This window comes from Pseudoalteromonas sp. PSi26, from assembly GCF_054960575.1.
In genome coordinates this window covers 159010-181314 of the sequence record NZ_JBHNYT010000006.1, presented here as the reverse complement: position 1 = coordinate 181314, position 22305 = coordinate 159010, and the positions used below count along the sequence as shown (strand labels likewise).

Here is a 22305-nt window from a genome sequence, read left to right as displayed (position 1 = left end):
AATTGAGTCATGCACTATAACACACATCATTTATTCAACTAAAAGGGAAAATAAAAAGGCCCATAAAATATGAGCCTCTTTTTAACTTACTTTAGCACGCGTTATTTATGGCGACCTTGCAGGCATTTTACAACGTCTTCTAGGGCTAAGCCTTGGCGTTGTAATAATACAGTAAGATGATAAATTAAATCAGCCGATTCGTTAGTAAGCTCATCGTTATCGTGTTTCATTGCGGCAAGCGCTACTTCTACACCTTCTTCGCCCACTTTTTGACAGCTACGGCTTAAGTCTTTAGCAAATAATGAAGCGGTGTAGCTTTTTGCTGGGTCGTCGTTTTTACGCTCAACAATCACATCTTCTAATTGCGCTAAAAAGCTTAGGCTAGGTTTTGCATCATCACCAAAGCAGCTTTGTGTGCCTAAGTGACATGTTGGGCCTTCTGGATTAGCCAGTACTAAAATTGAGTCGTAGTCACAATCGGTATGTACTGATACTACGTTTAAGTAGTTTTCCGATGACTCACCTTTGGTCCATAAACGTGACTTTGAACGCGAGTAAAAGGTTACCTTGTTACTTTCAAGCGTTACCTTTAGTGCTTCGCTGTTCATGAAGCCTTGCATTAAAATAACACCAGAGCGAGCATCTTGAACAATCGCAGGGATCATTTCGCTTTTAGCAAAATCTACTTGAGTTTGGTTTTGTTGTGTTACTTGCATAGTCTTGCTGCCACTTGGTTATCAGTTAAAAATTGTTTTAATTCGCCAATGTTAATCACATTTTTGTGAAAAACGCTTGCTGCTAATGCCCCATCGACTTCGCTTTGTTTAAATACATCAACAAAATCTTGCATACTGCCTGCACCGCCTGATGCGATTAAAGGAATATTACATAATGCGCGCATTTTACTTAACTGCTCATTGTCGTAACCGTTACGTACGCCATCTTGGTTCATACAGTTTAAAACAATTTCGCCTGCGCCTAAGTCTTGTACGCGTTTAACCCATTCCTCGGTTTTGTAACGTGTACGGCTTGATGCATTAGGATCGCCGGTTAATTGATACACTAAATACTCGCCGGTCACTTCATCGTAAAAGCTATCAATACCTACAACAACACATTGCTTACCAAATTCATCGTGTAGCTCTTTTATAAGCTCAGGGCGGGCAATAGCAGGGCTGTTAATACTGATTTTGTCAGCGCCACGCTCTAGTACACGTGCTGCATCGGCTACCGATTTAATACCGCCAGCCACGCAAAATGGAATATCGATGTGGCGGGCTATGCTCTCTACCCAATTTACATCAAGTAGGCGTTTTTCAACACTTGCGCTGATTTCGTAAAAAACCAGTTCATCGGCACCAGCATCGCTGTAGGCTTTTGCCATTGTTAAAATATCACCAACAACTTCATGGCCTTTAAATTTAACGCCTTTTACTACTTGGCCGTCTTTAACATCTAAACACGGAATTATGCGTTTTGATAACATGCCAACGCCTCCTCAACACTAAATGCGCCATCAAGTAGTGACTTACCTAAAATAACGCCACCTACGCCCAGCTCTTTAAGCTTTTTAATGTCATCAAGTGAGCTTACGCCGCCCGAAGCTTGCACTTTAATGCTGCTGTTATGGCGAGTTAAATCTTCGTAAAGCTCAAACGATGGGCCAGTCATGGTGCCATCTTTACTGATGTCCGTACATAAAAAATCAATAACGCCCAAGCTTACATAAAAATCTACAAGTTCAAGTAGACCAAACTCAGATTCACTTAACCAACCATGGGTAGCAGGTGCCCAGCCCGTGGCTGTTTTATTTACATCAAGGGCAATAACAAAGTGCTCTGCGCCAAATTGTTCAATCCAGGCTTTTACTTGCTCGCGTTTTTCTACCGCCATAGAACCAATAACAACTTGGTTAGCACCGGCTTTTAGCCAATCGCTTACATCTTGCTCTGAGCGAATACCGCCGCCCACTTGATACGGTACGTTAAGCGCTTTAGTTGCAGCTTGAATATGTTGCCACTGTTTTTTACTTGGATCGCGTGCACCTTCTAAATCTACAAGGTGCAATTTACCTGCGCCGCTGTCGGCGTATTCTTTTAACCGTGCGCCAAGCTCAAAAGGATAAAACTGAGCGGTGTCGTACTTACCTTGGTATAAACGAACAATTTGATTTTGTAATACGTCTAATGCTGGAATAATCACAAATAATCTCTTTATTGTTGGTTAATGGGCTGTTTATAACTGCCAATCAACAAAATTTTGTAATAAACGTGTGCCTACTTTTGCACTGCGCTCTGGGTGAAACTGCATGCCAGCGTAGTTGTCTTTTGCAACTATGGCTGAAAAGGTTTGGCCGTATTCGCCGCTTACAAGTGTTGCATCGTTTACGGTGTGCGCAAAGCTATGTACAAAGTACACTTGCTCGTCTTGTGTTAAGCCTTTGGTAAGTGCATGCTCTTTATTTACGCTTAAGTTATTCCAACCCATATGCGGCGATGTTAAATTGCCAACATCAAGAGCTTTTACTTGGCCTGGTATTTTACCTAAGCATTGTACGTTACCTTCTTCGGTGCTTTCGCACAGTAACTGCATACCTAAGCAAATACCCATAAGTGGGCGCTGGTATTCGTTTATGGCTTGTTTCCAGCCATTATCTACTAAACGCTTCATGGCAACTGATGCATGACCAACGCCTGGTAATATGGCACGCTCAAAGCCGGCTAATTGCTCTGGCGAGGTAATGACTGTTGGCGTTTGACCTAAACGTTCAAAGGCAAAACGAACTGAATTTATATTGGCACATCCGGTATTAATTATGGCAATCATAAACATCCCTTAGAGCTGGCTGTTTGTTGGGTCGTGTCTTGTGCTACCGCCATACGAAGGGCGCGTGAAAACGCTTTAAATAAGCCTTCTACTTGGTGGTGACAGTTACCGTCGCTCACCGATAAAATAAGGCTAATAGCGGCATTATCGCTTAAGCTTTTGAAAAAGTGCTCAACCATTTGTACGTCTAAATCGCCGGCTTTTTCGCGGCTAAAGTTAGCGTTTAATACAAATGAAGCGCGGCCCGATAAATCAATTTGTGCTTCAGCTTTACACTCATCCATAGGTAGCGCAAAACCATAGCGCGCTATTTGCGATTTAGTACCCAGCGCTTGTTTAAGCGCAACACCTAGGGCAATACCTATGTCTTCAACAAGGTGGTGCTCGTCTATGTGTAAATCGCCTTTCGCTTTAATGTTTAAACCAATGTTGGCGTGGGTGCGAATTTGATCAAGCATATGATCAAAAAAGCCAAGGCCGGTTTCAATGCTACCGTTTTTAGTTTGATCTAGGTTTATGGCTACATCAATTTGGGTTTCTTTGGTGTTACGCGTAACACGGCCTTCGCGGTTGGCAGTTGTAAGCTTTGTAACAATGGCAGGCCAGCTGCCATCATACAAAATGCCTTCACAACATAAGTTTTGAGCAAGGCCAATATCGGTCTGGCGATCACCAATCACGTATGAACGTGCTAAATCAACTTTGCCTGAGCGCATAAGCTCGGTAAGTAAGCCTGTTTTAGGTTTACGGCAATCACAGTTTTGTTCGTCAAAGTGTGGACAAATCAATACTTCATCAAAGCTAATGCCTTGGCTTTGCAGTATGTCCATCATTTTATCTTGTGCTATATCAAAGTCAGCCGTAGGGAAGCTGTCTGTGCCTAAGCCATCTTGATTCGATACCATTACTAAGCGGTATCCTGCGGCTTGTAACTGTAATAAAGCCGGGATAACACCAGGTAAAAACGCTAATTTTTCTAGGCTGTCTACCTGTTTGTCGGTGATTGGCTCTTCAATTATGGTGCCGTCACGGTCAATAAATAAATAGGGGTTACTCATGATACTTCTTGTCCTGATAAAAGAGTTGAGGTTGCTGGCTTATCAAGGCCATCTAACCAAATTTTTACTTGCTCAAGTTCTTGCTCATTACCAATTGAGATACGAAGCCAATCGTCTTCACCGTACAGGGTAAATGCGCGCATCACTAAGCCTTGTTCAAGTGCTACTTTAAAGTAGTTTTTGTCGGCTAATTTTAAGGTAACAAAGTTACCTTCACCAGTGAGAATTTTTAATGCAGTGGGGGATGCGTTTAACCACTGTACAAGTTTAGCTTTTAAACTATTTAAAATAGTCACTTGGCGGCGCATTGATGTAATTGCATCAGGCGCTATGGCTTGTGCTGCAATACTTGCTACTACACCCGATACCGGATACGGCGCAATCACTTTACGAATAGGTGCAAGCACACTTTCTTGTGCAAGTGTAAAGCCGGTTCTTAACCCTGCAAGCGCAAACGCTTTAGATAAAGTGCGCAGTACCACTACATTACTATATTCGTTTATAAGTGCTGTGGCGCTTTGCTCTGGGCAAAATTCAATATAGGCTTCATCAACAATGACTAGTGCTTTTCCCGCAAGCGCTGTTGCAATTGCTTTTACTTTATTAAGCGGTGTTAGGCTACCTGTTGGGTTATTTGGATTACAAATAAACACAAGTTTTGAGCTGCCCACTGCCTCAACTATTTCATCAACACTGCCATCAAGTAATAGCGTTTGGGTTAAGCCATTGATTGCAACGTTGTGCGTATCAGCGGTTACTTTGTACATACCGTAAGTTGGCAAAAATAACGCAATGCTGTCTTTTGCAGGTTCGCAGTAGGTGCGTACTAAAAGCTCAATGCCTTCATCGGCGCCGCGCGTCATTAATACGTTTTCGCTTTCAAGCTCTGTATACGCAGCATAACGGTCAATAACCAGTTGCGGTTGTGGATCTGGGTAGCGATTTAAATCTTCAATACTCAGTTCAATATTTTTAGCGTACGGGCTTTCATTGGCATTTAACCACGTCGTACCGGTTAGCTTTTCACTTTTAGCAGAGCTATAGGCAGCAAGAGCTGCAATATTTTGTGGTAATAAGCTTGTCGCTTGTGCGCTCTCATTGCTCATTTTTAATTGCCTCTAAACGAATTGAAACCGCATTTGCGTGTGCATCAAGGCCTTCTGCATCTGCTAGTGGTAAAATAGCTTTTGAAAGCTGTGTTAATCCACTTTTACTTATAGTTTGTACTGTGTAAGTGCGGAAAAAATCAAGCAAGTTTAAGCTTGAATAGGTTGCACTGTAACCGTAGGTAGGTAACACGTGGTTAGTACCCGATGCGTAATCGCCCGCTGATTCTGGCGTGTAGTCGCCAACAAATACCGAGCCTGCATTTTTTACTTTATCTAAGTAAGGTGTTGAATCTGCTAATTGCAAAATTAAGTGCTCAGGGCCATATTGCGCTGATACGTCAAATGCTTGCTCAACAGAGTCCACTAAAATAAGTGATGAATTAGCCAGAGCTTGCTCGGCTGTATCTTTGCGGCTTAAGTTAGCAAGCTGACGTGTAAGCGCCTGCTGCGTTTGCTCAATGATACTTTCGCTGTTACACAATAAAATAACTTGTGAGTCTGCGCCGTGCTCGGCTTGCGAGAGTAAATCTGCGGCTATAAATTCTGGATTTGCACGCTCATCTGCAATTACTAATACTTCAGATGGGCCTGCTGGCATATCGATTGCCATTCCAGGGATTGTTTGCGCAACAAGCTGTTTGGCCATCGTTACAAAGCTATTACCTGGGCCAAAAATTTTGTTCACTTTAGGCACTGATTCGGTGCCGTAGGCCATTGCAGCTATAGCACCTGCGCCACCACTTTCAATTAAAGTTGTAATGCCACATAACTTAGCTGCATATAATATTGCAGGGTTAATGCTTTCATCTCCTTGCACAGGGGTTGCAAGTACGACGGTTTTAGCACCACTTAATTGTGCAAGTACACCTTGCATAATAACCGATGATGGCAGTGGAGCACTGCCACCAGGTACATAAATACCCACAGCTTCGATGGCCTGATATTTCAGTTCACATTCAACGCCAGGTTGGGTTGATAACTTAATATCTTTAGGCAATTGCGCTTCGTGAAAACGTTTAACATTTGCATAAGCGGTGTCAATTGCGTATTTAAGCTCTGCGCTTAGTGCTTGCTCTGATGCGTTTATTTCATCAAGCGGTACACGTAAACGAGGGTTAGCTCTATTATCAAACTGTTTAGCCATATCAAGTAAGGCTTTATCACCTTGCTCTTTCACATCGCTCATAATTGTTTGGCATATAGCTTCAACCTTTGCGCTGGCAGAAACCGCAGGGCGCATTAGCGCCGCTGCTTGTACTTGTGAAGATTCCTCATTCCAACGAAGCATGGTACTTACTCCATCATTTTTTCAATTGGCATTACTAAAATAGAGTTAGCGCCTAGGGCTTTAAGTTGCTCCATTGTTTCCCAAAATAATGTTTCGCTGCTTACCATGTGAAGCGCTACGTACTCTTCGTTACCAGCAAGTGCAAGTAGAGTAGGTTGGCCAGAGCCTGGTAAAATTTCGCAAATTTCATCAAGTTTAGTTTTTGGCGCGTGTAGCATAATGTATTTGCTTTCTTTAGCTTGTTTAACACCACGAAGGCGCGGCATAAGCTTATTGATTAGCGCTAGTTTGTCTTCATCTTGCAGATCTTTATTTTGAATTAAACACGCGTTTGATTCTAAAATTGTATCACCTTGAATCAAGCCGTTCGCTTCAAGCGTTGCACCGGTAGAAACTAAATCACAAATTGCATCTGAAAGACCGGCACGTGGGGCTACTTCTACTGAGCCTGTAAGCATTACAGTGCTTGCATTAATGCCTTCGCGCTTTAACCACTGCGTTAATATTTCTGGGTAGGTTGTTGCAATACGTTTGCCTTCAAACCAGCTTTTATCACGTGGGCCAAGCTCTTGTGGCCATGCAAGTGCAAGGCGGCAGTAACCAAAGTCTAGTTTTGCTAGTTTGCTAACTTCGCTTGGTACACCCTGGCGTTCACGTTCGGCTTGTACTTCTACTAGTACGTTTTCACCAACAATACCTAAATCACAAACACCGTCCATTACTAAGCCTGGAATATCGTCATCGCGCACACGAAGTACGTCAATTGGCATATTGGTTGAGTGTGCAATTAAGCGTTGTTCACGTAGGTTTAATTTAACACCTAGTTGCTTTAGTAAATCTTGACAATCTTTAGACAGGCGACCGCCTTTTTGGATGGCGATACGTAGACGATTTGTGTTACTCATTATTCATTTTCCTTTAATTTAAAAATTAAAAACCCCGAGGGGAACCTCAGGGCGAAAATGAATCAATGTGTTTTGAATCGCCAGAGGTTCCTTTTAGGAATAACCTCTCAGCGAAAGACCTGACAGGTTATTCCGGTGAATGGTGGTGATGATGTACTGTTGTCAGGTTTAAGCGCATTTTATTTCCTTTGTGCTGTTCGTTACTAACGTAACGCTCAACAAATATATGTTTTTGGTAAATTTCGCGATTATATAAACATATTTTGCACCACTATGGCAAGTGTTTTTTAATCTTAATTAAAGCATACCTTATAACTGCCGATACTATAGATGTAACCGCATAAGTTTGTATTATATCAACTGGTTGATTTTTCCTCACAATTTGGCTTTAAGGATGTATTAATGGATATAATGATCCCTTATTTGGGTAGAATAACGCGACTATCAATTGAAACTAAAGGGGCATTCCATATTGCAGGTGTGCAAAGTAGCGCGGCGAGTGAAAAAGTAGAACTTGAAAACAAAAAAAAGAAAGAATTACAGAAAAAGAAAAAACTAAACGGTTTAAGTGATGAGACTCAACCATCAATCCAGAAAAAGAGCGTTAATCAGGATGACGATGGTATTGAGCATTTAGACACATGGGCATAAGTGCCCAAAAATTAAAACTTATTATGCATTTTTACGCCACTTTGCGGGTGTTAGCCCTGTGCTTTTTTTAAACAGGCGGGTGAAGAAACTGCTGTTTTCGTAGCCTACGTTAATTGATATCTCGTTTACGGTTTTATCTGTAGACAGTAACAGTTTTTTAGCTTTGTCTATTCTCACTTCTTGCACGTACCTATTTATAGATATACCGGTTGCTTGCGTAAATCGCCTCTTTAAATTGCGCTCACTAGAATTAAAGTATTTTGCTAACTCAACGATAGTGATTACGCTGCTTGAGTGATTATAAATCCAGTCTTGCACTTCACTAATTTTTTCGTCTCTGTGGCTACTATATTTTGGTAAAGCAAAATTTAACTTACCAGAGTCAGAAATTAGTAAATGTGTGGCACATTGCTGGGAAAAGCGATCGCCTTTGTCTTTTGCAACTATTTCTAGTAGTACACTTATTCCCGCCTCAAAAGAGCCCGTTGTATAGATATTTCCCATTTTTAAATACGATTTATGATTAATAAACTGGCAGTCGGGAAATAGTTTGCTCAATGGTTTAACCAAACTCCAATGAGTTGCAATGGCTGTTTTATTTAACTCGCCTGTGGCGGCTAAAAAATAAGAACCGGTGCTTAAGCTGAGAATAGACGTACTACTATTGATTATAGGTATTAACCATTCAATTATTAATTTACTGCTTGAGGGCATACTCTTTAATTTAGAGCCCTCAATTGGTGGAATAATCACTAAATCATACGGTTTGTCAGAAAGCGAATTATCGGCAACAACCAGTGTGTTACTTGAGCTTGTTATAGGTGCACCGTCTGTCGTAATTATTTCTACGTTATAACCTTGAGGTAATGAATAATGCGCGTCGAGTAACGAAACAATGGTAAAAAAGTCTTTAGCTAATAATACGCTGACGGCCCAGCATCCCTCGTAGGCAATAATTGCTATATTTTTCATAGTTCACTTGGCCCAATCGGACTGTTAAAAATACCCGTGCAGACATATTATTTTACTTTTTGTATTAGTAACATTAAAACCTACTTTAAATAATGCTTATTTTATAAGTTATTGTTTTAAAGTATTTTATTTTATAGTGAATTTACTTTAAATATATTAATTTATAAAAATAAGAGTCACAAAGGGGAAAAGTTTGCAGCAGTATATACAAAATGATGCTTATTTTAATCAAAAGCACAGTGAAATAAATAACTGGTTGAAAAATGTTAAAGGCCATGACGAACGTACTAAGGCCGTTTCAATTTATTATCTTGTAAGAGATGGAATTAAATATGATCCTTTTACACTTTTAGATGGGGCAATGTCACTTAGTAGTGACTATTGCTTAGACAATAAAGCAGCATACTGTATTCCAAAGGCATCATTACAAATTGCATTAAGCCGAGCTATTAATATTCCTGCCCGCTTGGGTTTGGCAGATGTTCGTAATCATTTAAGTACACCTAAGTTAGACAAGTTACTAAAAAATGATGTGTTTACAATGCACGCTTATGTAGAACAGTTCATTGAGGGAAAGTGGGTGAAATCGACACCTGCCTTTAATAAAGAGCTATGTGACCTCGTTAGTATAAAGCCATTAGAATTTGATGGGGTTAACCACTCTTTATTTCATCAATTTACTGCTGACGGCGAAAAGCATATGGAGTATTTAAAAGATCATGGGCAATTTGCGGCAATGCCAACGGCACTTATTAACAAAAGTTGTGATCACTATTACCCGCATTTAGCTCTCGATTTTTCAAATATTGGTAAGTAAATATTTTATATGTATTGCTCCTTTTGCAGTCTTTAGTACTTAATTTTAATTTTTTATATTTTGTTAGGAGGGGGATTTGCTTGCCCTTGGTTACAGCCTTACGTAAAATCGCGCTATTGTTTTTAAAATGTGATTGCTGTTATCAAACAATTGTTTAGTGCAACCGGCCCCTTAGCGTTATCTTTTGATGGCTACACACCACGTCAACCGCAAATTGATATGGCCGTTGCAGTTGCCCAAGCGTTAAAAAACAGTTCCCAACTCGTTGTTGAGGCCGGCACAGGTACGGGCAAAACGTTCGCTTACTTGGCTCCCGCGCTTAAATCTAAGGGTAGAACAATTATTTCTACTGGCTCAAAAGCATTGCAAGAGCAACTGTATCATCGTGATTTACCTCAATTAGTAAAGGCACTCAGTGCTACAAAAAAAACGGCTTTACTAAAAGGTCGCGCTAATTACTTATGTACTTATAGGCTAAATCAACATGTTGCGCATGTGCCTACAGACGATCCCGATGTTATGCATCAACTTGCCATGGTTGCTAAATTTGCAAGTGAAACACAATCAGGCGATTTAGCTGATTGTATTGGTATAGAAGATGACGCCAAAGTTTTACCTTATGTGAACTCCACTGCAGATAATTGTTTAGGTAAAGAGTGTCCAGACTTTCAAGAGTGTTACATACGAAAAGCGCGTTTAACTGCTGCTGAAGCTGACGTTGTTGTTATTAATCATCACTTATTTTTTGCAGATATGGCTGTTAAAGAAAGTGGCTTTGCTGAATTGATGCCCACAGCCGACGCTTATATTTTTGATGAAGCTCACCAACTAAGCGAAATTGCCAGCGACTATTTTGGTGAAAGTGTAAGTACTAAAAAGCTGGTGGATTTAATTAACGATTTACGCGCGATATACCGAGCTGAAATTCCTGATATGTTACAACTTGGTAAAAGCTTAAATAAATTAGAGACCAGTGTAGCTGATTTACGCTTGCAGTTTGGTGTCGATGGCAGTAGAGGTGATTGGCGAGAAAAGCTTAGCGATAAGCAAATATGTGCAGCACTGCATCGTGTCATTAGCGATTTGGACTTTGTTTATCAAGTACTAAAACTATGCTTAGACAGAAGCGATAAAATAGAACACCCGTTTGAACGGGCTTTAGCATTTAAAGGTCAATTAGAGCGGGTTTTTGATACAGCACAAACTGGTTTTAGTTACTGGTATGAGACAACACGGCGCTTTTTAACTATAAATATTACGCCGTTAAATGTATCGGCAAAATTTTCACAAATGATGCAAGACACCGGTGCTGCATTTGTGTTTACCTCTGCAACGCTTTCGGTTGATAATAAGCTTGACCACTTTAATGCAAGCTTAGGGCTAAAACCAGCACAAAGCATGATGGTTGACAGCCCGTTTGATTACCCAAACCAAGCATTATTGTGTTTGCCAAGATACTTGCCAGAATCGCATGCTGATAATATGCCTCATGCTATTGTAAAATTAACCCTTGAGCTTATAAAATCAGCGCAAGGGCGCTGTTTTGTGCTTTTTACAAGTTACCGTATGATGCATTTAGTTGCAGAGGGGCTCACAACGCAAATAGACTACCCCGTTTATATGCAAGGGCAAATGTCTAAGCGGATTATTTTAGAAAAATTTACCCGCCATGGTAATGCAGTTCTACTCGGTACGGCATCATTTTGGGAAGGGGTAGATGTGAGAGGTAGTACATTAAGCTGTGTTATTATAGATAAATTGCCTTTTGCATCGCCAGACGACCCCTTGTTGCAAGCTAAAATGCAGGATTGCCAAATGCAGGGAAAAGACCCATTTGCACATATCCAATTACCACAAGCAGTTATTGCCTTAAAGCAAGGTGTAGGGCGATTAATTCGCGATAGCAAAGATAAAGGCGTGCTTGTTATATGTGATAATAGATTAGTAACACGCCAATATGGTCAAGTGTTCTTAAAAAGCTTACCTGCAATGCGTCGTACGCGAAGCTTAGAAGTCGCTAATACATTTTTACAACAAATTAATTAGAGTAATAAAATGATCAAAAGTAATATTCTTGCCCTTGATGCTTCAACAGAAGCACTATCACTTGTTTTACATTATAAGGGAGAGACATTTCATCATTTTGAAGAGTGCCCTCAGCAGCATAGTCAAAAAATTCTACCTTTGATTGATGAGTTATTGGCCAAAGCAAATTGTAAATTAAAAGATCTGGATGTTATTGGTTTTGGCCAAGGGCCCGGTAGTTTTACAGGCGTAAGAATTAGTGTTGCTATAGCTCAAGGGTTAGCGTACTCAACTAATTTACCATTGGTAGGTGTTTCTACATTGGCTGTTATGGCGCAACAAGCATACGAGCAAAACAACAGCTCACTTGTTTTTCCAAGTATAGATGCGCGTATGGGTGAAATTTACTTTGCACAATATCAAGAAAATAATGGTTTAATGGAATTAGTTAATAACGAGTGTGTTATTAAACCTGAACTTTTAACTAATGAGTATATAACGAGTAACGAAGCATCAGTTGCAGTAGGCACAGGTTTTAAAACGTACCCTGATGCATTAGCAAACTTTGAAAACATCACTATTAATACAGACATAACATTACCAGATGCACGTTTTATGCTTGCCTTTGTTGATGCCGCATTTATTGCAGGCCAGGTCGTTCAAGCAAGTGATGCCCAACCAAAGTACGTTCGTGATACTGTAACATGGAAAAAGTTACCAGGGCGTGAATAAAACAGTACCGCGTTAATTTGCAAATTGATTGTTTTTAAATCATAATTTTAGTCATGTTTAAGGTTGGAGAAGCGTGATGACGCTGCCTATTGGATCAGGTTTTTTTACAGGTGATATTCCTGGTAGAGTAATCCCTGCTAAGGGAGTAACTGCAAGACCACAAGGTTTGGCAGATCAAGCTGCTGCTCAAAAAACAAATACTGATTATGTAAAAACCAGTGCCGAGGGCGTTGAGCTTGCTAATCGATTGTTCAAAACTAGCGCAAAGGCTGATAACTTCAGCCAAACAATTTACGACCAGCCTAGTGCAAAAAATAGCAAAGCCATTTCTACCTATACTGAGTTTGCAAATTTAGAACGCAGAGCTGAAGTACAAAATTTAATTGGGGTAGATATTTACGCTTAAAAGTATTCAACCTTTAATAAAAAACCGAACATTGTTCGGTTTTTTTTGCTTTATACGTATTTTACTGTTCTATAAAGTGTATTAACTTATCAGCTATATCTGTATTATTTTGAGAGCCAACAAATTGCTCACTCCCTTTACCATAAGCAAAAACTTGTACGTCTACTGCAGTATGGCCACCCGTAGTCCATCCAGTAAAGCTTGTGTCACTAATAATACTTTTAACGGCTAAGTTGAGTGTTTTGTCACCCATAGATTTAGCTTGTTCAAGCTTTATTTTATTTTCAGGGGTAAATTCGATATTTGTATATTTATTCCACACCGATTTTAGATCATCAGAGTCAAGTAACTGTTGAGTAATTTTACCTGCTGTTGCTTTTATGCCATGCACAACATCAGCTTCCCACTTATATTGGCCGTGCGCACCCAATGTTAAGCCACCTGTAGAGTGATCAGCAGTTATAACTAATAAAGTATCTTTATTTTTATCAACATACGCTTTAGCTTTTTCGATAGCAGATGCAAAGTCATCCATTTCGGCCATGGCACAGGCTATATCGTTTGCGTGCCCACACCAATCAATTTGGCTACCTTCAATCATTACAAAAAAACCATCTTTATTTTGATTGTCTAGAAGGTCAAGTGCTTTAGAAGTAAGCTTAGTTAACCTTGTTGGGTTTTCGTCTAATGCAAAAGGTAAACCTTTAGCAGCATATAAACCAATAGCTGGAAGTTGCGTAATTTGATCAAGGTTTTGAATGTCGTCACCATACTGGTAACCCGCTGCTTTAAATTCGTCAACTAAATTTCTGTCGTCTCGAATAAAGTATTTAGTACCACCACCTAGCATTAGGTCAACGGGTAGTTTGCCTGCAATTTTATTATCAATATAATCGTTAGCAATTTCGTCGTAATTATTACGTGATTGATTATGAGCGGCAAAGCTTGCTGGTGTAGCGTGGTTTATTTGTGATGTAGCTAACAGGGCTGTAGTCATGCCTCGCTGTTTAGCGATTTCAAGCATTGTTTTAAGTGGTTTTTTATCAGTATCTACGGCAATTGCACCATTATAACTTTTATGCCCGCTGCTCAACGCTGTAGCACTTGCGGCGCTATCGGTTACAACTGTGTGATCGTCAGGGTAAGTACGCGCCATTCCTGTCAGCATGGTATCAAAAACGGTTTGCTCAACAGACTTTGTAGTGGGGTCATCTTTAAAATAACGATAAGCAGTAGTATAAGCAGGCCCCATGCCATCACCAATCATATAAATTACATTTTTAGGTGCAGTTTCGGCCATTGCACCAGATGCAGTGCACATTAGAGCCAACACACTTAATTGTTTTTTCATGTTTTATGTACCTTTTGAGTGTACTTTATTAATAGCTAAATTATTGTATACCTTAACTATGATAAATAAATTAATAGATTGCGACAAATGATGATTTAGCTATATATAAGCTGATTATTGTGCGTAAAAATTATTGTAAAGCCGTTAAAATATCTATTAGGAAACACCAAATAACAAAAAATACACACATAATAGTCGAGCTAAATTAAAAATAACATTATGAATAAATGACGGTTTTTATTTATTCTTCTAGGTTGCAGTTGTAGCCTCAGCGACTAAAATAACAAACATTTAGTGAAACAATTTAGTGGTCTGACAACTTGTATGTTATAAATTTACAAAAATAAAAAGGGGTTTATGTGCGGCCATTTAATATTAAAACACGTAATTTAGATATTCATGGTTTAAAAATAGGCTCTGGTGAAGAGATAGTAATAGCACTTCACGGTTGGTTAGATAATTGTAATAGTTTTAAGCCCATGCTTGATGGCCAAAAGCCAGAGCAAACTTGGTACTGTATTGATTTTTCTGGACATGGTTTAACATCGTGGCGCAGTGATGACGCACATTACTATTTTGTTGATTACATCGATGATGTTTATCAATTTATTGAAGCCATTGGTGCTGACAAAGTTCATTTAGTCGGGCATTCTATGGGAGCTATGGTCGCGGGTCTTTTCGCCAGTTGCTTTAGTCAAATGGTTAAATCGGTGAATTTTATTGAGGGTATTGGCTGCGTAACAACGCCCAGCGAGGAAGTTACGGAGCAACTAAAAAATGCTGTGCTTAATCGTGCAAGAACGCATAATAAAAAAACAAGAATATATCCCTGTAAAAAAGATATTTACGAGGCTCGATCTAAAACAACCGAATTAGATGTTGAACTAATTTCGCTATTGATGGAACGAAATATTAAAGCAGTCTCTAAGGGTTTTGTACTAACAACCGATCCTAAGCTCAAAAATCATTCAGGTTTTAGGTTTGATGAAGTGCAATGTATTGGTGCAATAAAAGAATTAATTGCACCATGCCAATTAATTTTAGGTAACCAAGGTTACGTGTTTGTAAAACAAAATTTAGAAAAGTATATTAATTATTACAATGACTTGAGTGTAATTAATGTGGAGGGTGGGCACCATTGCCATATGCAAAGTAGCAAAGAATGTTATGAACACATTCAAGCATTTATGGTGCAAAGTGGTGCACGTTAATTGTATATTGACGTTAAATGTGGGATTATTCCCGCATTAGAGTATTTGCTCAATTGTTAAAGCGCCTTACTTAGATTAAGGTTAATAAAAATAGAATTATAAACAGGGGCTAAGAGTGGAAAAAATCTGGCTTAAGCGCTACCCAGAGGGTATGCCTGAAACAATCGATCCTGAGCATTACAACTCGTTACTCGAAGTGTTCGAAAAAAGTTTTTCTGATTACAAAGATTTACCTGCATTTACAAACATGGGTAAAACGTTGTCGTATGAAGAAATAGACACAGCAACTAAAAAAGTTGCCTCGTATATTCAAAATGATTTGGGACTCAAAAAAGGCGACAAAGTTGCCGTAATGATGCCTAACTTATTACAAACACCTATTTCTATTTTAGGTATTTTACGCGCAGGGTGTGTGGTAGTTAACGTTAACCCTTTATACACTGTACGTGAGCTCGAACATCAGTTAAAAGATTCAGACACAAGCGCCATTTTCATTCTTGCAAACTTTGCAGATACTCTTGAAAAGGCTTTAGGTAAAACAGACGTTAAACACATCGTGGTTACACAAGTTGGTGACATGGTGGGTGGCCTTAAAAAGCACATTGTTAACTTTGTTGTTAAGCACGTTAAAAAAATGGTGCCTAAATACAACTTACCAAACACGATTAAATTTTCAGATTTGTTAAACGCTGACGAAAATGCTTACACACGCCCTGAATTAAATTTATCTGACCTAGCATTTTTACAATACACAGGCGGTACGACCGGTGTATCTAAAGGTGCTATGTTGAGCCATGGTAATATGGTGGGTAACCTTGAGCAGGTGTCTGGTTGTTTAGATAAGGTACTAAACCGTGGAACAGAAGTGGTTGTTACTGCACTTCCGCTTTACCATATCTTTGCACTTACGGCTAACTGCTTAACGTTCATGAAATATGGTGGTTTAAACTTATTGATTACTAATCCGCGTGATATGCCGGGTTTTGTAAAAGAATTAAGCCAAACTAAATTTACAGCAATCACGGGTGTTAACACATTATTTAATGGTTTACTAAACACACCAGGTTTTGATGAACTTGATTTTAGCCACCTAAAAATGTCGTTAGGTGGTGGTATGGCTGTACAACGTCCTGTTGCTGAAAAGTGGCAAAAAGTGACGGGCTCAAAACTGATGGAAGGCTACGGCCTTACTGAATGTGCACCGCTTGTAACAATTAGTCCGTACGACTTACAGTCTTATAACGGTTCTATTGGTTTACCTGCACCAAATACTGACATTAAGCTAATGCTTGAGAATGGTGAAGAAGCAGCGAAAGGTGAGCCTGGCGAATTATGTGTTAAAGGCCCTCAGGTTATGCTTGGTTACTACAAACGCCCAGATGCAACTGCTGAATGTTTAAAAGACGGTTGGTTTGCTACAGGCGATATTGCAACATATGATGATGAAGGTTTCTTTTACATTGTAGACCGCAAAAAAGACATGATTATAGTATCTGGCTTTAACGTTTTCCCAAATGAGATCGAAGAAGTTGTTGCAATGCACGACGGAGTGCTTGAAGTAGCAGCGGTTGGCATTCCTCACGATGTAAGTGGTGAACAAGTTAAAGTTTTTGTTGTTAAAAAAGACCCTTCTTTAACTGAAAAAGATATAATAAACCACTGTCGTGATAATTTAACTAATTACAAGGTTCCAAAACTCGTTGAGTTTAGGGATGAGTTACCTAAAACTAACGTAGGTAAAATACTCAGACGAGCCTTGAAAGATTAGAAAACTATAAAAAAGCCGGCATTAGCCGGCTTTTTTATTGTAGGAGACTAAGTGCAATACCAATTAATTCAAACACAAGTTCAGCTCAATACTTTTGTTGAGCAGATCCAAAATAAGCCTATTTTAGCTATTGATACCGAGTTTATGCGTCGTCGTACTTTGTATCCAGAAGTTGCACTCATTCAGGTTTTTGACGGTGAGCACCTAGCACTTATTGATCCCTTAGCTGAATTATCGTTATTTGATTTTTGGCAGGTATTAAAAGATCCAGCAGTTTTAAAAGTATTGCATTCACCTTCTGAAGATATTGAAGTATTTCAAAAATATGCTGGGTTTGTTCCTGCTCCTTTATTTGATACTCAATTTGCTTTGCAATTATTGGGTGAAGGTAATTGTATGGGCTTTGCCCTTATGGTTAAAACATTACTTGGTATTGAAATAGATAAAAGCGAATCACGTACTAATTGGCTACAGCGCCCTTTAACCACTAAGCAGCTAGATTACGCCGCCGCTGATACATTTCATTTGTTACCGTGTTTTGAATTGATCATAGATCGTATTAAAAAAGCTGGCTTTTTTGAAATTGTTTTGGATGAGAGTGAATTAATTGCTAATAAGCGAGCGTTTCAAACACCAGATGAATTGCTCTATAAAGATATAAAAAATGCGTGGCAATTAAAGCCACATGAATTAGCTGTATTAAAAGAGCTAGCTATATGGCGCCGTAATAAAGCAATACGTAAAAACCTTGCTCTCAATTTTGTGTTGAAAGAACATAACATGACTGAAATTGCTAAGCGTGGGCCTTCTAGTTTAAATGCATTACGTCAAATACCGGGGGTCGAGTCGATTGAAGTTAATCGCTCAGGGGTTGAGATTTTAAAGTGTATAGAAAAAGCGAAGGCAATTGCTGTTGACGAGCACCCGCAAGCATTAAAACGGTTAATTGATTTTGCTAATTACAAACAAACAGCAAAAGATATTAAGCAAAAAATAACCAAAGTTGCTAAAGCTAACGCGATTCCTGAAGATGTTATGGCATCTAAAAAGCAAGTAAATCAGTTGATTAGCTGGAATTGGAAGCTAACAAAAGAGCAAAAAAAGACGCATATAAAGCCAGACTTACTGAGTTCTTGGCGTTATAACTTTATTAAAGACGCGCTAAAGGAGTGGGATACCTAAAAGGTTAACCTCTCAGTTGCTATTATTTATAAAGAGGGCGCTTAGTGCGCCCATTCTTCATTTATTTTTTTTCTTCGTCAGGTAAAGTAACGTTTAGCTCTAATACAGCTAAATCGTCTTCATTTTGATCAAATTGTACCTGCACTGCATCATTATTAACGTTTACATATTTTCGAATTACATCCAAAATATCTTGTTTTAATTGTGGTAGGTATTCAGGTGTTCCACGCTGCGAACGTTCGTGTGCGACAATGATTTGCAATCGCTCTTTTGCAAGAGACGCACTGTTTTTCTTTTCTGAGCGGAAATAGTCAAGTAACGACACATTAGCCTCCAAAAATCCGTTTAAAAATGCCTTTTTTCTCTACATCTAAGAAGCGAAAATCGACGGTTTCACCAAGTAAGCGGTTTATGGCATCAGCATATGCTTGGCCAGCATCTGATTCGCCATCCAATATTACCGGTTGACCTGAATTTGATGCACTTAATACTGCTTGTGACTCAGGAATAACACCGAGCAAATCGATTGCTAATATGTCTTGTACGTCTTCTACAGAAAGCATTTCACCTTTAGCTACACGCTCAGGGTTGTAGCGTGTTAATAGCAAGTGCTCTTTGATGTTTTCTAGGCCTTCTTCAGCGCGTTTAGATTTGCTATGCAAAATACCTAATATACGGTCAGAATCTCGTACAGATGAGACTTCTGGATTGGTGGTTACAATCGCTTCATCAGCAAAGTACATTGCCATCATCGCACCTGCTTCAATACCTGCTGGCGAGTCACATACAATATAATCAAAATCTTCTTTAAGCTCGTTTAAAACGCGTTCTACACCATCGCGAGTTAGTGCGTCTTTATCACGAGTTTGCGATGCTGGAAGCAAAAATAACTTCTCAACACGTTTGTCTTTGATAAGTGCTTGGTTTAGGTTTGCTTCACCGTTTATGACGTTTACAAAGTCATAAACAACGCGGCGCTCGCACCCCATAATTAAATCAAGGTTACGTAAACCGATGTCAAAATCGATAATAACCGTTTTGTAGCCTTTTAATGCTAAGCCTGTGCCTATTGCGGCGCTTGATGTTGTTTTACCAACACCACCTTTACCCGAGGTAACGACAATTACTTTTGCCATGAGATTTATCCTTTAACCAAAGCTGAAATTTCTAATGATTCATTTTTTTGTTGTATTTGCACAGCACTGCCCCAAAACTCACCTTGTAGAGAGTCACTGATCCAGTAGTTGCCATTTATGGAAACAAGTTCCGCTTCTAGCTTTTGGCAAAATATATGTGCGTTTTCTAATCCTTTTGCGCCCGCAATTGCGCGACCGCGAAGGGTTCCATAAATATGTACGTTGCCATCTGCTATTACTTCTGCACCATGACTAACAGCGCCTAGTACAATAAGGTCGCGGTCTTTTGCATAAACCTGTTGACCTGAGCGCACCGTGCCGTTAATTATTTGTGCAGGAAGTATAATGTTTTTTTCAACAATTGATGTGTTTGGTTGTTTTTCGACGGGCTCTGCTTTTACGTCTTGCGAGTAATTTAAAACTGAGAAGCCCGCTTTTTTTGCACTTGTATGTTGCTCTTCAGAGCCATTGCATACACCCACTGCGTTAAAGCTCATTCGCTCTATAAGTGACTTTAAATGAACAAAGTCCAAAGAACTGCTTTTTACTTCTTCTAAATTAACAACAATAGGTGCTCCCTCAAAAAAACGGGGGGCTTGGGCTATTTTTACGTAGAGTTGCTCTGCTAAAAGGTTAATATCAGCACTATAAAGATGTAAAACTGATAACGTAAAAAGATTCCCTTTTAACTCAAAAATTTGGTCCGACATACACGCTCAATTGAATTGTATGATAAGAAATTGTAATTAGATAAACACAGGCTGAATAAGGCGTTTATCGAAATTTCTAATCTAAATTTTCTAACTTATTATTACTCTCATGGTATAGTGTGCGGCATTGTTGTGCAAGAATTTATAGGGTCATAATGTTAACTGCGGTGTATAAAAGTAAGAAAAAAGCGGATACCTTCTTATTTGTTGAAAAAAGAGATGATTTTAGCAAAGTTCCAGAACCTTTAATGGCTATGTTTGGCAAACCTCACTATGTGATGATTATTAATTTGGCTAAACGTGAACACCTAGGTAGTGCTGATTTAGAGACTGTTAAGGGTGCATTAACCGATCAAGGTTACTATTTACAGCTTCCACCACCGGAAGATAATTTGCTTACTGAACTAAGAAAACAAAATGGAGCCGATCGTGATTAAAAAACTGGCAGTTGTATTATGTGGTTTATGTTTAAGTTCGTCAGTGGTTGCAAAAACACAAACCGAATTTAAAGATTACTTAACAAACTTAAAAAAAGAAGCAATCGCAAAAGGCTACGAAACAACGTTAATTGATAGTGCGTTTGCAACCGCGACCTATAAAGAAAAAGTAGTATCGGCTGACAAAAACCAGCCTGAAGTTAAAGAAACACTTGAAACCTATTTACCAAAACGTGTTCCACAATGGAAAATTGACCGTGCTCGTAAACTGTATGCAGAGAATAAAGACATTCTTGAGCAAGTAGCTAAAGAATTTGGCGTACAAGCGCGTTTTATAGTGGCTTTGTGGGGGCTTGAAAGTAACTTTGGCACTATTCAAGGGGGGCACAATGTTATTTCATCATTAGTGACGCTTGCTTTTGATGGCCGCCGTGAAGCTCTGTATAAACGCCAATTATGGGCAGCTTTAGACATTTTAAAATCGGGCCATATTACCTTAGATAAATTTAAAGGCTCTTGGGCTGGCGCTATGGGGCAAACTCAATTTATGCCTACGTCTTTTAATGCTTACGCCGTTGACTATAACAACGATGGTCGCAAAGATATTTGGACGACTAAAGAAGATGCGTTTGCTTCTATTGCTAATTATTTAAAGCAAGAGGGCTGGAACGATTCATTAACTTGGGGCCGTCAAGTTAAACTTCCCGAAGGATTCGATAACAAATATATCCTAGTACGTGGTACTAAAACGCGTAAGCAATGGCTTGAATATTGGGATGATTCAGAGCGTTCACTTGCTGATTGGCAGGCACTAGGGTTGAGAAAAGTCGACGGAAGTGCTTTACCTAATGTAAACGTGCGTGCTGCGTTAGTGATGCCTGATGATATTAACGGCCGTATGTTTTTAGCCTACGATAACTATAAAGTGTTAATGCATTGGAACCGCTCGTATTATTTTGCAACGAGTGTCGGTTATTTATCTGATCGAATTGGCTATCCAAAAATATAATATTTAATTAATCATAAAGCCGCACAGTGCGGCTTTATTCTTTTTTAAAAATCTTATCTTTTAGGTCTATTACCTTGCCAATGCCTGAACCGAGTTTCATTAGTTTATTGAGTTGCTCAGGAGTTAAACGTTGTAACTCAGAAGACCATTTAGTCACTGTTTCAAGTAAGTTGTGAATTTCACCCATTTGTTTTTGTGCATAGATTTCTTCTTCATTACTTGCTTCGTCTAATAAGTTGTCGCGCAATAGGCTAAGTGTTGGATCGATTTCACGTTTTTTACGCTCTTCAAATACACGATTTGCCATATCCCAAATATCGCCTGCGGGTGCATAATACTCTTTACGGTCACCAGGAATGTGCTGAACTTTAATTAATTGCCAAGACTGAAGCTCTTTAATGCCCATACTCACATTGCCTCGTGAAATACTCAGTGAATCGGCAATTTCATTCGCGGTCATTGGGTTTTTAGTGATAATAAGTAATCCACACATTTGACCAATAGTACGGTTAAAACCCCAGCGGCTTCCCATTTCGCCGCAATGCATTACAAAGGTAAAGTTTTTCTCAGATAAAGTCATATCATTAACTTTCAGTAATTTCAGAAACTAAATGCTAGCATGTTGGTTAGTGATAGCAAGGAATTAGACTCATTAAAATACAGCTTAAGGTAAAACCTTAAACTTAACCAATGTCCAATGCCCTTGGCTAAT

At 39.2% G+C, this 22305-nt stretch carries 24 protein-coding genes; 10 read left to right on the top strand and 14 right to left on the bottom strand.

The genetic code is table 11. The features are described 5' to 3' along the window. Positions 1-101: 101 nt before the first annotated feature. The 8 genes from hisIE to hisG are packed head-to-tail and all read right to left on the bottom strand — an operon-like array spanning position 102 to position 7186. Positions 102-716: a bifunctional phosphoribosyl-AMP cyclohydrolase/phosphoribosyl-ATP diphosphatase HisIE gene (hisIE, locus tag ACFI34_RS08595; protein WP_010556207.1), complete on the bottom strand. Its 615-nt coding sequence runs from the start codon at positions 714-716 to the stop codon at positions 102-104. Continuing rightward, positions 707-1486 (bottom strand): imidazole glycerol phosphate synthase subunit HisF, encoded by a 780-nt coding sequence (hisF, locus tag ACFI34_RS08590; RefSeq protein WP_010556206.1) that lies wholly within the window; start codon positions 1484-1486, stop codon positions 707-709. The genes hisIE and hisF overlap by 10 nt, the downstream gene beginning before the upstream one ends. Then, complete coding sequence (locus tag ACFI34_RS08585; protein ID WP_004586383.1) at positions 1468-2202, bottom strand: 1-(5-phosphoribosyl)-5-[(5-phosphoribosylamino)methylideneamino] imidazole-4-carboxamide isomerase; 735 nt, start codon at positions 2200-2202, stop codon at positions 1468-1470. Before ACFI34_RS08585 ends, hisF begins: the two co-directional genes overlap by 19 nt. A 33-nt stretch (positions 2203-2235) precedes the next feature. Next, the gene (hisH, locus tag ACFI34_RS08580) at positions 2236-2826 is read right to left on the bottom strand and encodes an imidazole glycerol phosphate synthase subunit HisH (protein WP_462673181.1); all 591 of its coding nucleotides are present in this window, start codon (positions 2824-2826) and stop codon (positions 2236-2238) included. Then, on the bottom strand, positions 2823-3884 hold the full coding sequence (gene hisB, locus ACFI34_RS08575; protein ID WP_024031732.1) for a bifunctional histidinol-phosphatase/imidazoleglycerol-phosphate dehydratase HisB: 1062 nt from the start codon (positions 3882-3884) through the stop codon (positions 2823-2825). Before hisB ends, hisH begins: the two co-directional genes overlap by 4 nt. Further along, positions 3881-4990, bottom strand: a complete 1110-nt coding sequence (gene hisC, locus ACFI34_RS08570; protein ID WP_462673180.1) for a histidinol-phosphate transaminase — start codon at positions 4988-4990, stop codon at positions 3881-3883. The genes hisB and hisC overlap by 4 nt, the downstream gene beginning before the upstream one ends. Continuing rightward, the gene (hisD, locus tag ACFI34_RS08565; protein ID WP_462673179.1) at positions 4980-6281 is read right to left on the bottom strand and encodes a histidinol dehydrogenase; all 1302 of its coding nucleotides are present in this window, start codon (positions 6279-6281) and stop codon (positions 4980-4982) included. Before hisD ends, hisC begins: the two co-directional genes overlap by 11 nt. Positions 6282-6286: 5 nt before the next feature. Then, positions 6287-7186, bottom strand: a complete 900-nt coding sequence (gene hisG / locus ACFI34_RS08560; RefSeq protein ID WP_004586378.1) for an ATP phosphoribosyltransferase — start codon at positions 7184-7186, stop codon at positions 6287-6289. A 402-nt stretch (positions 7187-7588) separates the two neighbouring features. Here hisG and ACFI34_RS08555 point away from each other — a divergent pair, with 402 nt between their 5' ends. Next, positions 7589-7837: a hypothetical protein gene (locus ACFI34_RS08555; protein WP_462673178.1), complete on the top strand. Its 249-nt coding sequence runs from the start codon at positions 7589-7591 to the stop codon at positions 7835-7837. A gap of 21 nt (positions 7838-7858) precedes the next feature. Here ACFI34_RS08555 and ACFI34_RS08550 read toward each other — a convergent pair whose 3' ends face one another. Next, positions 7859-8809: a GlxA family transcriptional regulator gene (locus ACFI34_RS08550; protein ID WP_462673177.1), complete on the bottom strand. Its 951-nt coding sequence runs from the start codon at positions 8807-8809 to the stop codon at positions 7859-7861. Positions 8810-9002: 193 nt separating this feature from the next. Here ACFI34_RS08550 and ACFI34_RS08545 point away from each other — a divergent pair, with 193 nt between their 5' ends. The 4 genes from ACFI34_RS08545 to ACFI34_RS08530 all read left to right on the top strand — a co-directional run bounded on the left by ACFI34_RS08545 (position 9003) and on the right by ACFI34_RS08530 (position 12789). Beyond that, the gene (locus ACFI34_RS08545) at positions 9003-9626 is read left to right on the top strand and encodes a transglutaminase-like domain-containing protein (protein ID WP_462673176.1); all 624 of its coding nucleotides are present in this window, start codon (positions 9003-9005) and stop codon (positions 9624-9626) included. A gap of 129 nt (positions 9627-9755) precedes the next feature. Continuing rightward, positions 9756-11672 (top strand): ATP-dependent DNA helicase, encoded by a 1917-nt coding sequence (locus ACFI34_RS08540; RefSeq protein ID WP_462673175.1) that lies wholly within the window; start codon positions 9756-9758, stop codon positions 11670-11672. A 9-nt stretch (positions 11673-11681) separates the two neighbouring features. After that, positions 11682-12383: a tRNA (adenosine(37)-N6)-threonylcarbamoyltransferase complex dimerization subunit type 1 TsaB gene (gene tsaB, locus ACFI34_RS08535; RefSeq protein ID WP_462673174.1), complete on the top strand. Its 702-nt coding sequence runs from the start codon at positions 11682-11684 to the stop codon at positions 12381-12383. Between the two features lie 76 nt (positions 12384-12459). Further along, complete coding sequence (locus tag ACFI34_RS08530) at positions 12460-12789, top strand: hypothetical protein (RefSeq protein ID WP_462673173.1); 330 nt, start codon at positions 12460-12462, stop codon at positions 12787-12789. A 61-nt stretch (positions 12790-12850) separates the two neighbouring features. Here ACFI34_RS08530 and ACFI34_RS08525 read toward each other — a convergent pair whose 3' ends face one another. Continuing rightward, positions 12851-14140, bottom strand: a complete 1290-nt coding sequence (locus tag ACFI34_RS08525) for an alkaline phosphatase (protein ID WP_462673172.1) — start codon at positions 14138-14140, stop codon at positions 12851-12853. Between the two features lie 359 nt (positions 14141-14499). On the opposite strand from ACFI34_RS08525, the gene ACFI34_RS08520 reads away from it, so the two are divergent. The 3 genes from ACFI34_RS08520 (at position 14500) to rnd (ending at position 18301) form a co-directional block, all read left to right on the top strand. Then, the gene (locus ACFI34_RS08520; protein WP_462673171.1) at positions 14500-15351 is read left to right on the top strand and encodes an alpha/beta hydrolase; all 852 of its coding nucleotides are present in this window, start codon (positions 14500-14502) and stop codon (positions 15349-15351) included. A gap of 115 nt (positions 15352-15466) precedes the next feature. Beyond that, on the top strand, positions 15467-17119 hold the full coding sequence (gene fadD / locus ACFI34_RS08515; RefSeq protein WP_462673170.1) for a long-chain-fatty-acid--CoA ligase FadD: 1653 nt from the start codon (positions 15467-15469) through the stop codon (positions 17117-17119). 51 nt (positions 17120-17170) lie between these two features. Further along, a complete protein-coding gene (gene rnd / locus ACFI34_RS08510; protein WP_462673169.1) occupies positions 17171-18301 on the top strand; it encodes a ribonuclease D in 1131 nt (376 codons plus the stop codon). Between the two features lie 61 nt (positions 18302-18362). Here the strand turns inward: rnd and minE are convergent, their stop codons facing one another. From minE to minC, 3 genes are read right to left on the bottom strand one after another with little or no spacing between them, the layout of a single operon-like run. Further along, positions 18363-18626 (bottom strand): cell division topological specificity factor MinE, encoded by a 264-nt coding sequence (gene minE, locus ACFI34_RS08505; protein WP_462673168.1) that lies wholly within the window; start codon positions 18624-18626, stop codon positions 18363-18365. A gap of 1 nt (position 18627) precedes the next feature. Then, positions 18628-19437, bottom strand: a complete 810-nt coding sequence (gene minD, locus ACFI34_RS08500) for a septum site-determining protein MinD (protein ID WP_006793462.1) — start codon at positions 19435-19437, stop codon at positions 18628-18630. A 5-nt stretch (positions 19438-19442) separates the two neighbouring features. After that, positions 19443-20147 carry a septum site-determining protein MinC gene (minC, locus tag ACFI34_RS08495; RefSeq protein ID WP_058552296.1) on the bottom strand — a complete coding sequence of 235 codons (705 nt, stop codon included), beginning with the start codon at positions 20145-20147 and terminating at the stop codon, positions 19443-19445. Positions 20148-20302: 155 nt separating this feature from the next. On the opposite strand from minC, the gene ACFI34_RS08490 reads away from it, so the two are divergent. Next, on the top strand, positions 20303-20584 hold the full coding sequence (locus ACFI34_RS08490) for a YcgL domain-containing protein (RefSeq protein WP_462673167.1): 282 nt from the start codon (positions 20303-20305) through the stop codon (positions 20582-20584). After that, positions 20577-21593, top strand: a complete 1017-nt coding sequence (locus ACFI34_RS08485) for a lytic murein transglycosylase (RefSeq protein WP_462673166.1) — start codon at positions 20577-20579, stop codon at positions 21591-21593. Before ACFI34_RS08490 ends, ACFI34_RS08485 begins: the two co-directional genes overlap by 8 nt. A 34-nt stretch (positions 21594-21627) precedes the next feature. On the opposite strand, the gene ACFI34_RS08480 is transcribed toward ACFI34_RS08485, so the two are convergent. Next, complete coding sequence (locus ACFI34_RS08480) at positions 21628-22173, bottom strand: GbsR/MarR family transcriptional regulator (RefSeq protein ID WP_058405304.1); 546 nt, start codon at positions 22171-22173, stop codon at positions 21628-21630. Between the last annotated feature and the right edge of the window lie 132 nt (positions 22174-22305).

Excerpts from the sequence above, each read along its gene's own strand:
- ACFI34_RS08550 (WP_462673177.1), bottom strand. The coding sequence starts at position 8,809 with ATGAAAAATATAGCAATTATTGCCTACGAGGGATGCTGGGCCGTCAGC.
- minC (WP_058552296.1), bottom strand. The coding sequence starts at position 20,147 with ATGTCGGACCAAATTTTTGAGTTAAAAGGGAATCTTTTTACGTTATCA.
- ACFI34_RS08530 (WP_462673173.1), top strand. The coding sequence starts at position 12,460 with ATGACGCTGCCTATTGGATCAGGTTTTTTTACAGGTGATATTCCTGGT.
- hisF (WP_010556206.1), bottom strand. The coding sequence starts at position 1,486 with ATGTTATCAAAACGCATAATTCCGTGTTTAGATGTTAAAGACGGCCAA.
- hisD (WP_462673179.1), bottom strand. The coding sequence starts at position 6,281 with ATGCTTCGTTGGAATGAGGAATCTTCACAAGTACAAGCAGCGGCGCTA.
- hisB (WP_024031732.1), bottom strand. The coding sequence starts at position 3,884 with ATGAGTAACCCCTATTTATTTATTGACCGTGACGGCACCATAATTGAA.
- hisC (WP_462673180.1), bottom strand. The coding sequence starts at position 4,990 with ATGAGCAATGAGAGCGCACAAGCGACAAGCTTATTACCACAAAATATT.
- hisIE (WP_010556207.1), bottom strand. The coding sequence starts at position 716 with ATGCAAGTAACACAACAAAACCAAACTCAAGTAGATTTTGCTAAAAGC.
- ACFI34_RS08525 (WP_462673172.1), bottom strand. The coding sequence starts at position 14,140 with ATGAAAAAACAATTAAGTGTGTTGGCTCTAATGTGCACTGCATCTGGT.
- ACFI34_RS08490 (WP_462673167.1), top strand. The coding sequence starts at position 20,303 with ATGTTAACTGCGGTGTATAAAAGTAAGAAAAAAGCGGATACCTTCTTA.
- ACFI34_RS08480 (WP_058405304.1), bottom strand. The coding sequence starts at position 22,173 with ATGACTTTATCTGAGAAAAACTTTACCTTTGTAATGCATTGCGGCGAA.
- hisG (WP_004586378.1), bottom strand. The coding sequence starts at position 7,186 with ATGAGTAACACAAATCGTCTACGTATCGCCATCCAAAAAGGCGGTCGC.
- minD (WP_006793462.1), bottom strand. The coding sequence starts at position 19,437 with ATGGCAAAAGTAATTGTCGTTACCTCGGGTAAAGGTGGTGTTGGTAAA.
- ACFI34_RS08555 (WP_462673178.1), top strand. The coding sequence starts at position 7,589 with ATGGATATAATGATCCCTTATTTGGGTAGAATAACGCGACTATCAATT.
- tsaB (WP_462673174.1), top strand. The coding sequence starts at position 11,682 with ATGATCAAAAGTAATATTCTTGCCCTTGATGCTTCAACAGAAGCACTA.
- hisH (WP_462673181.1), bottom strand. The coding sequence starts at position 2,826 with ATGATTGCCATAATTAATACCGGATGTGCCAATATAAATTCAGTTCGT.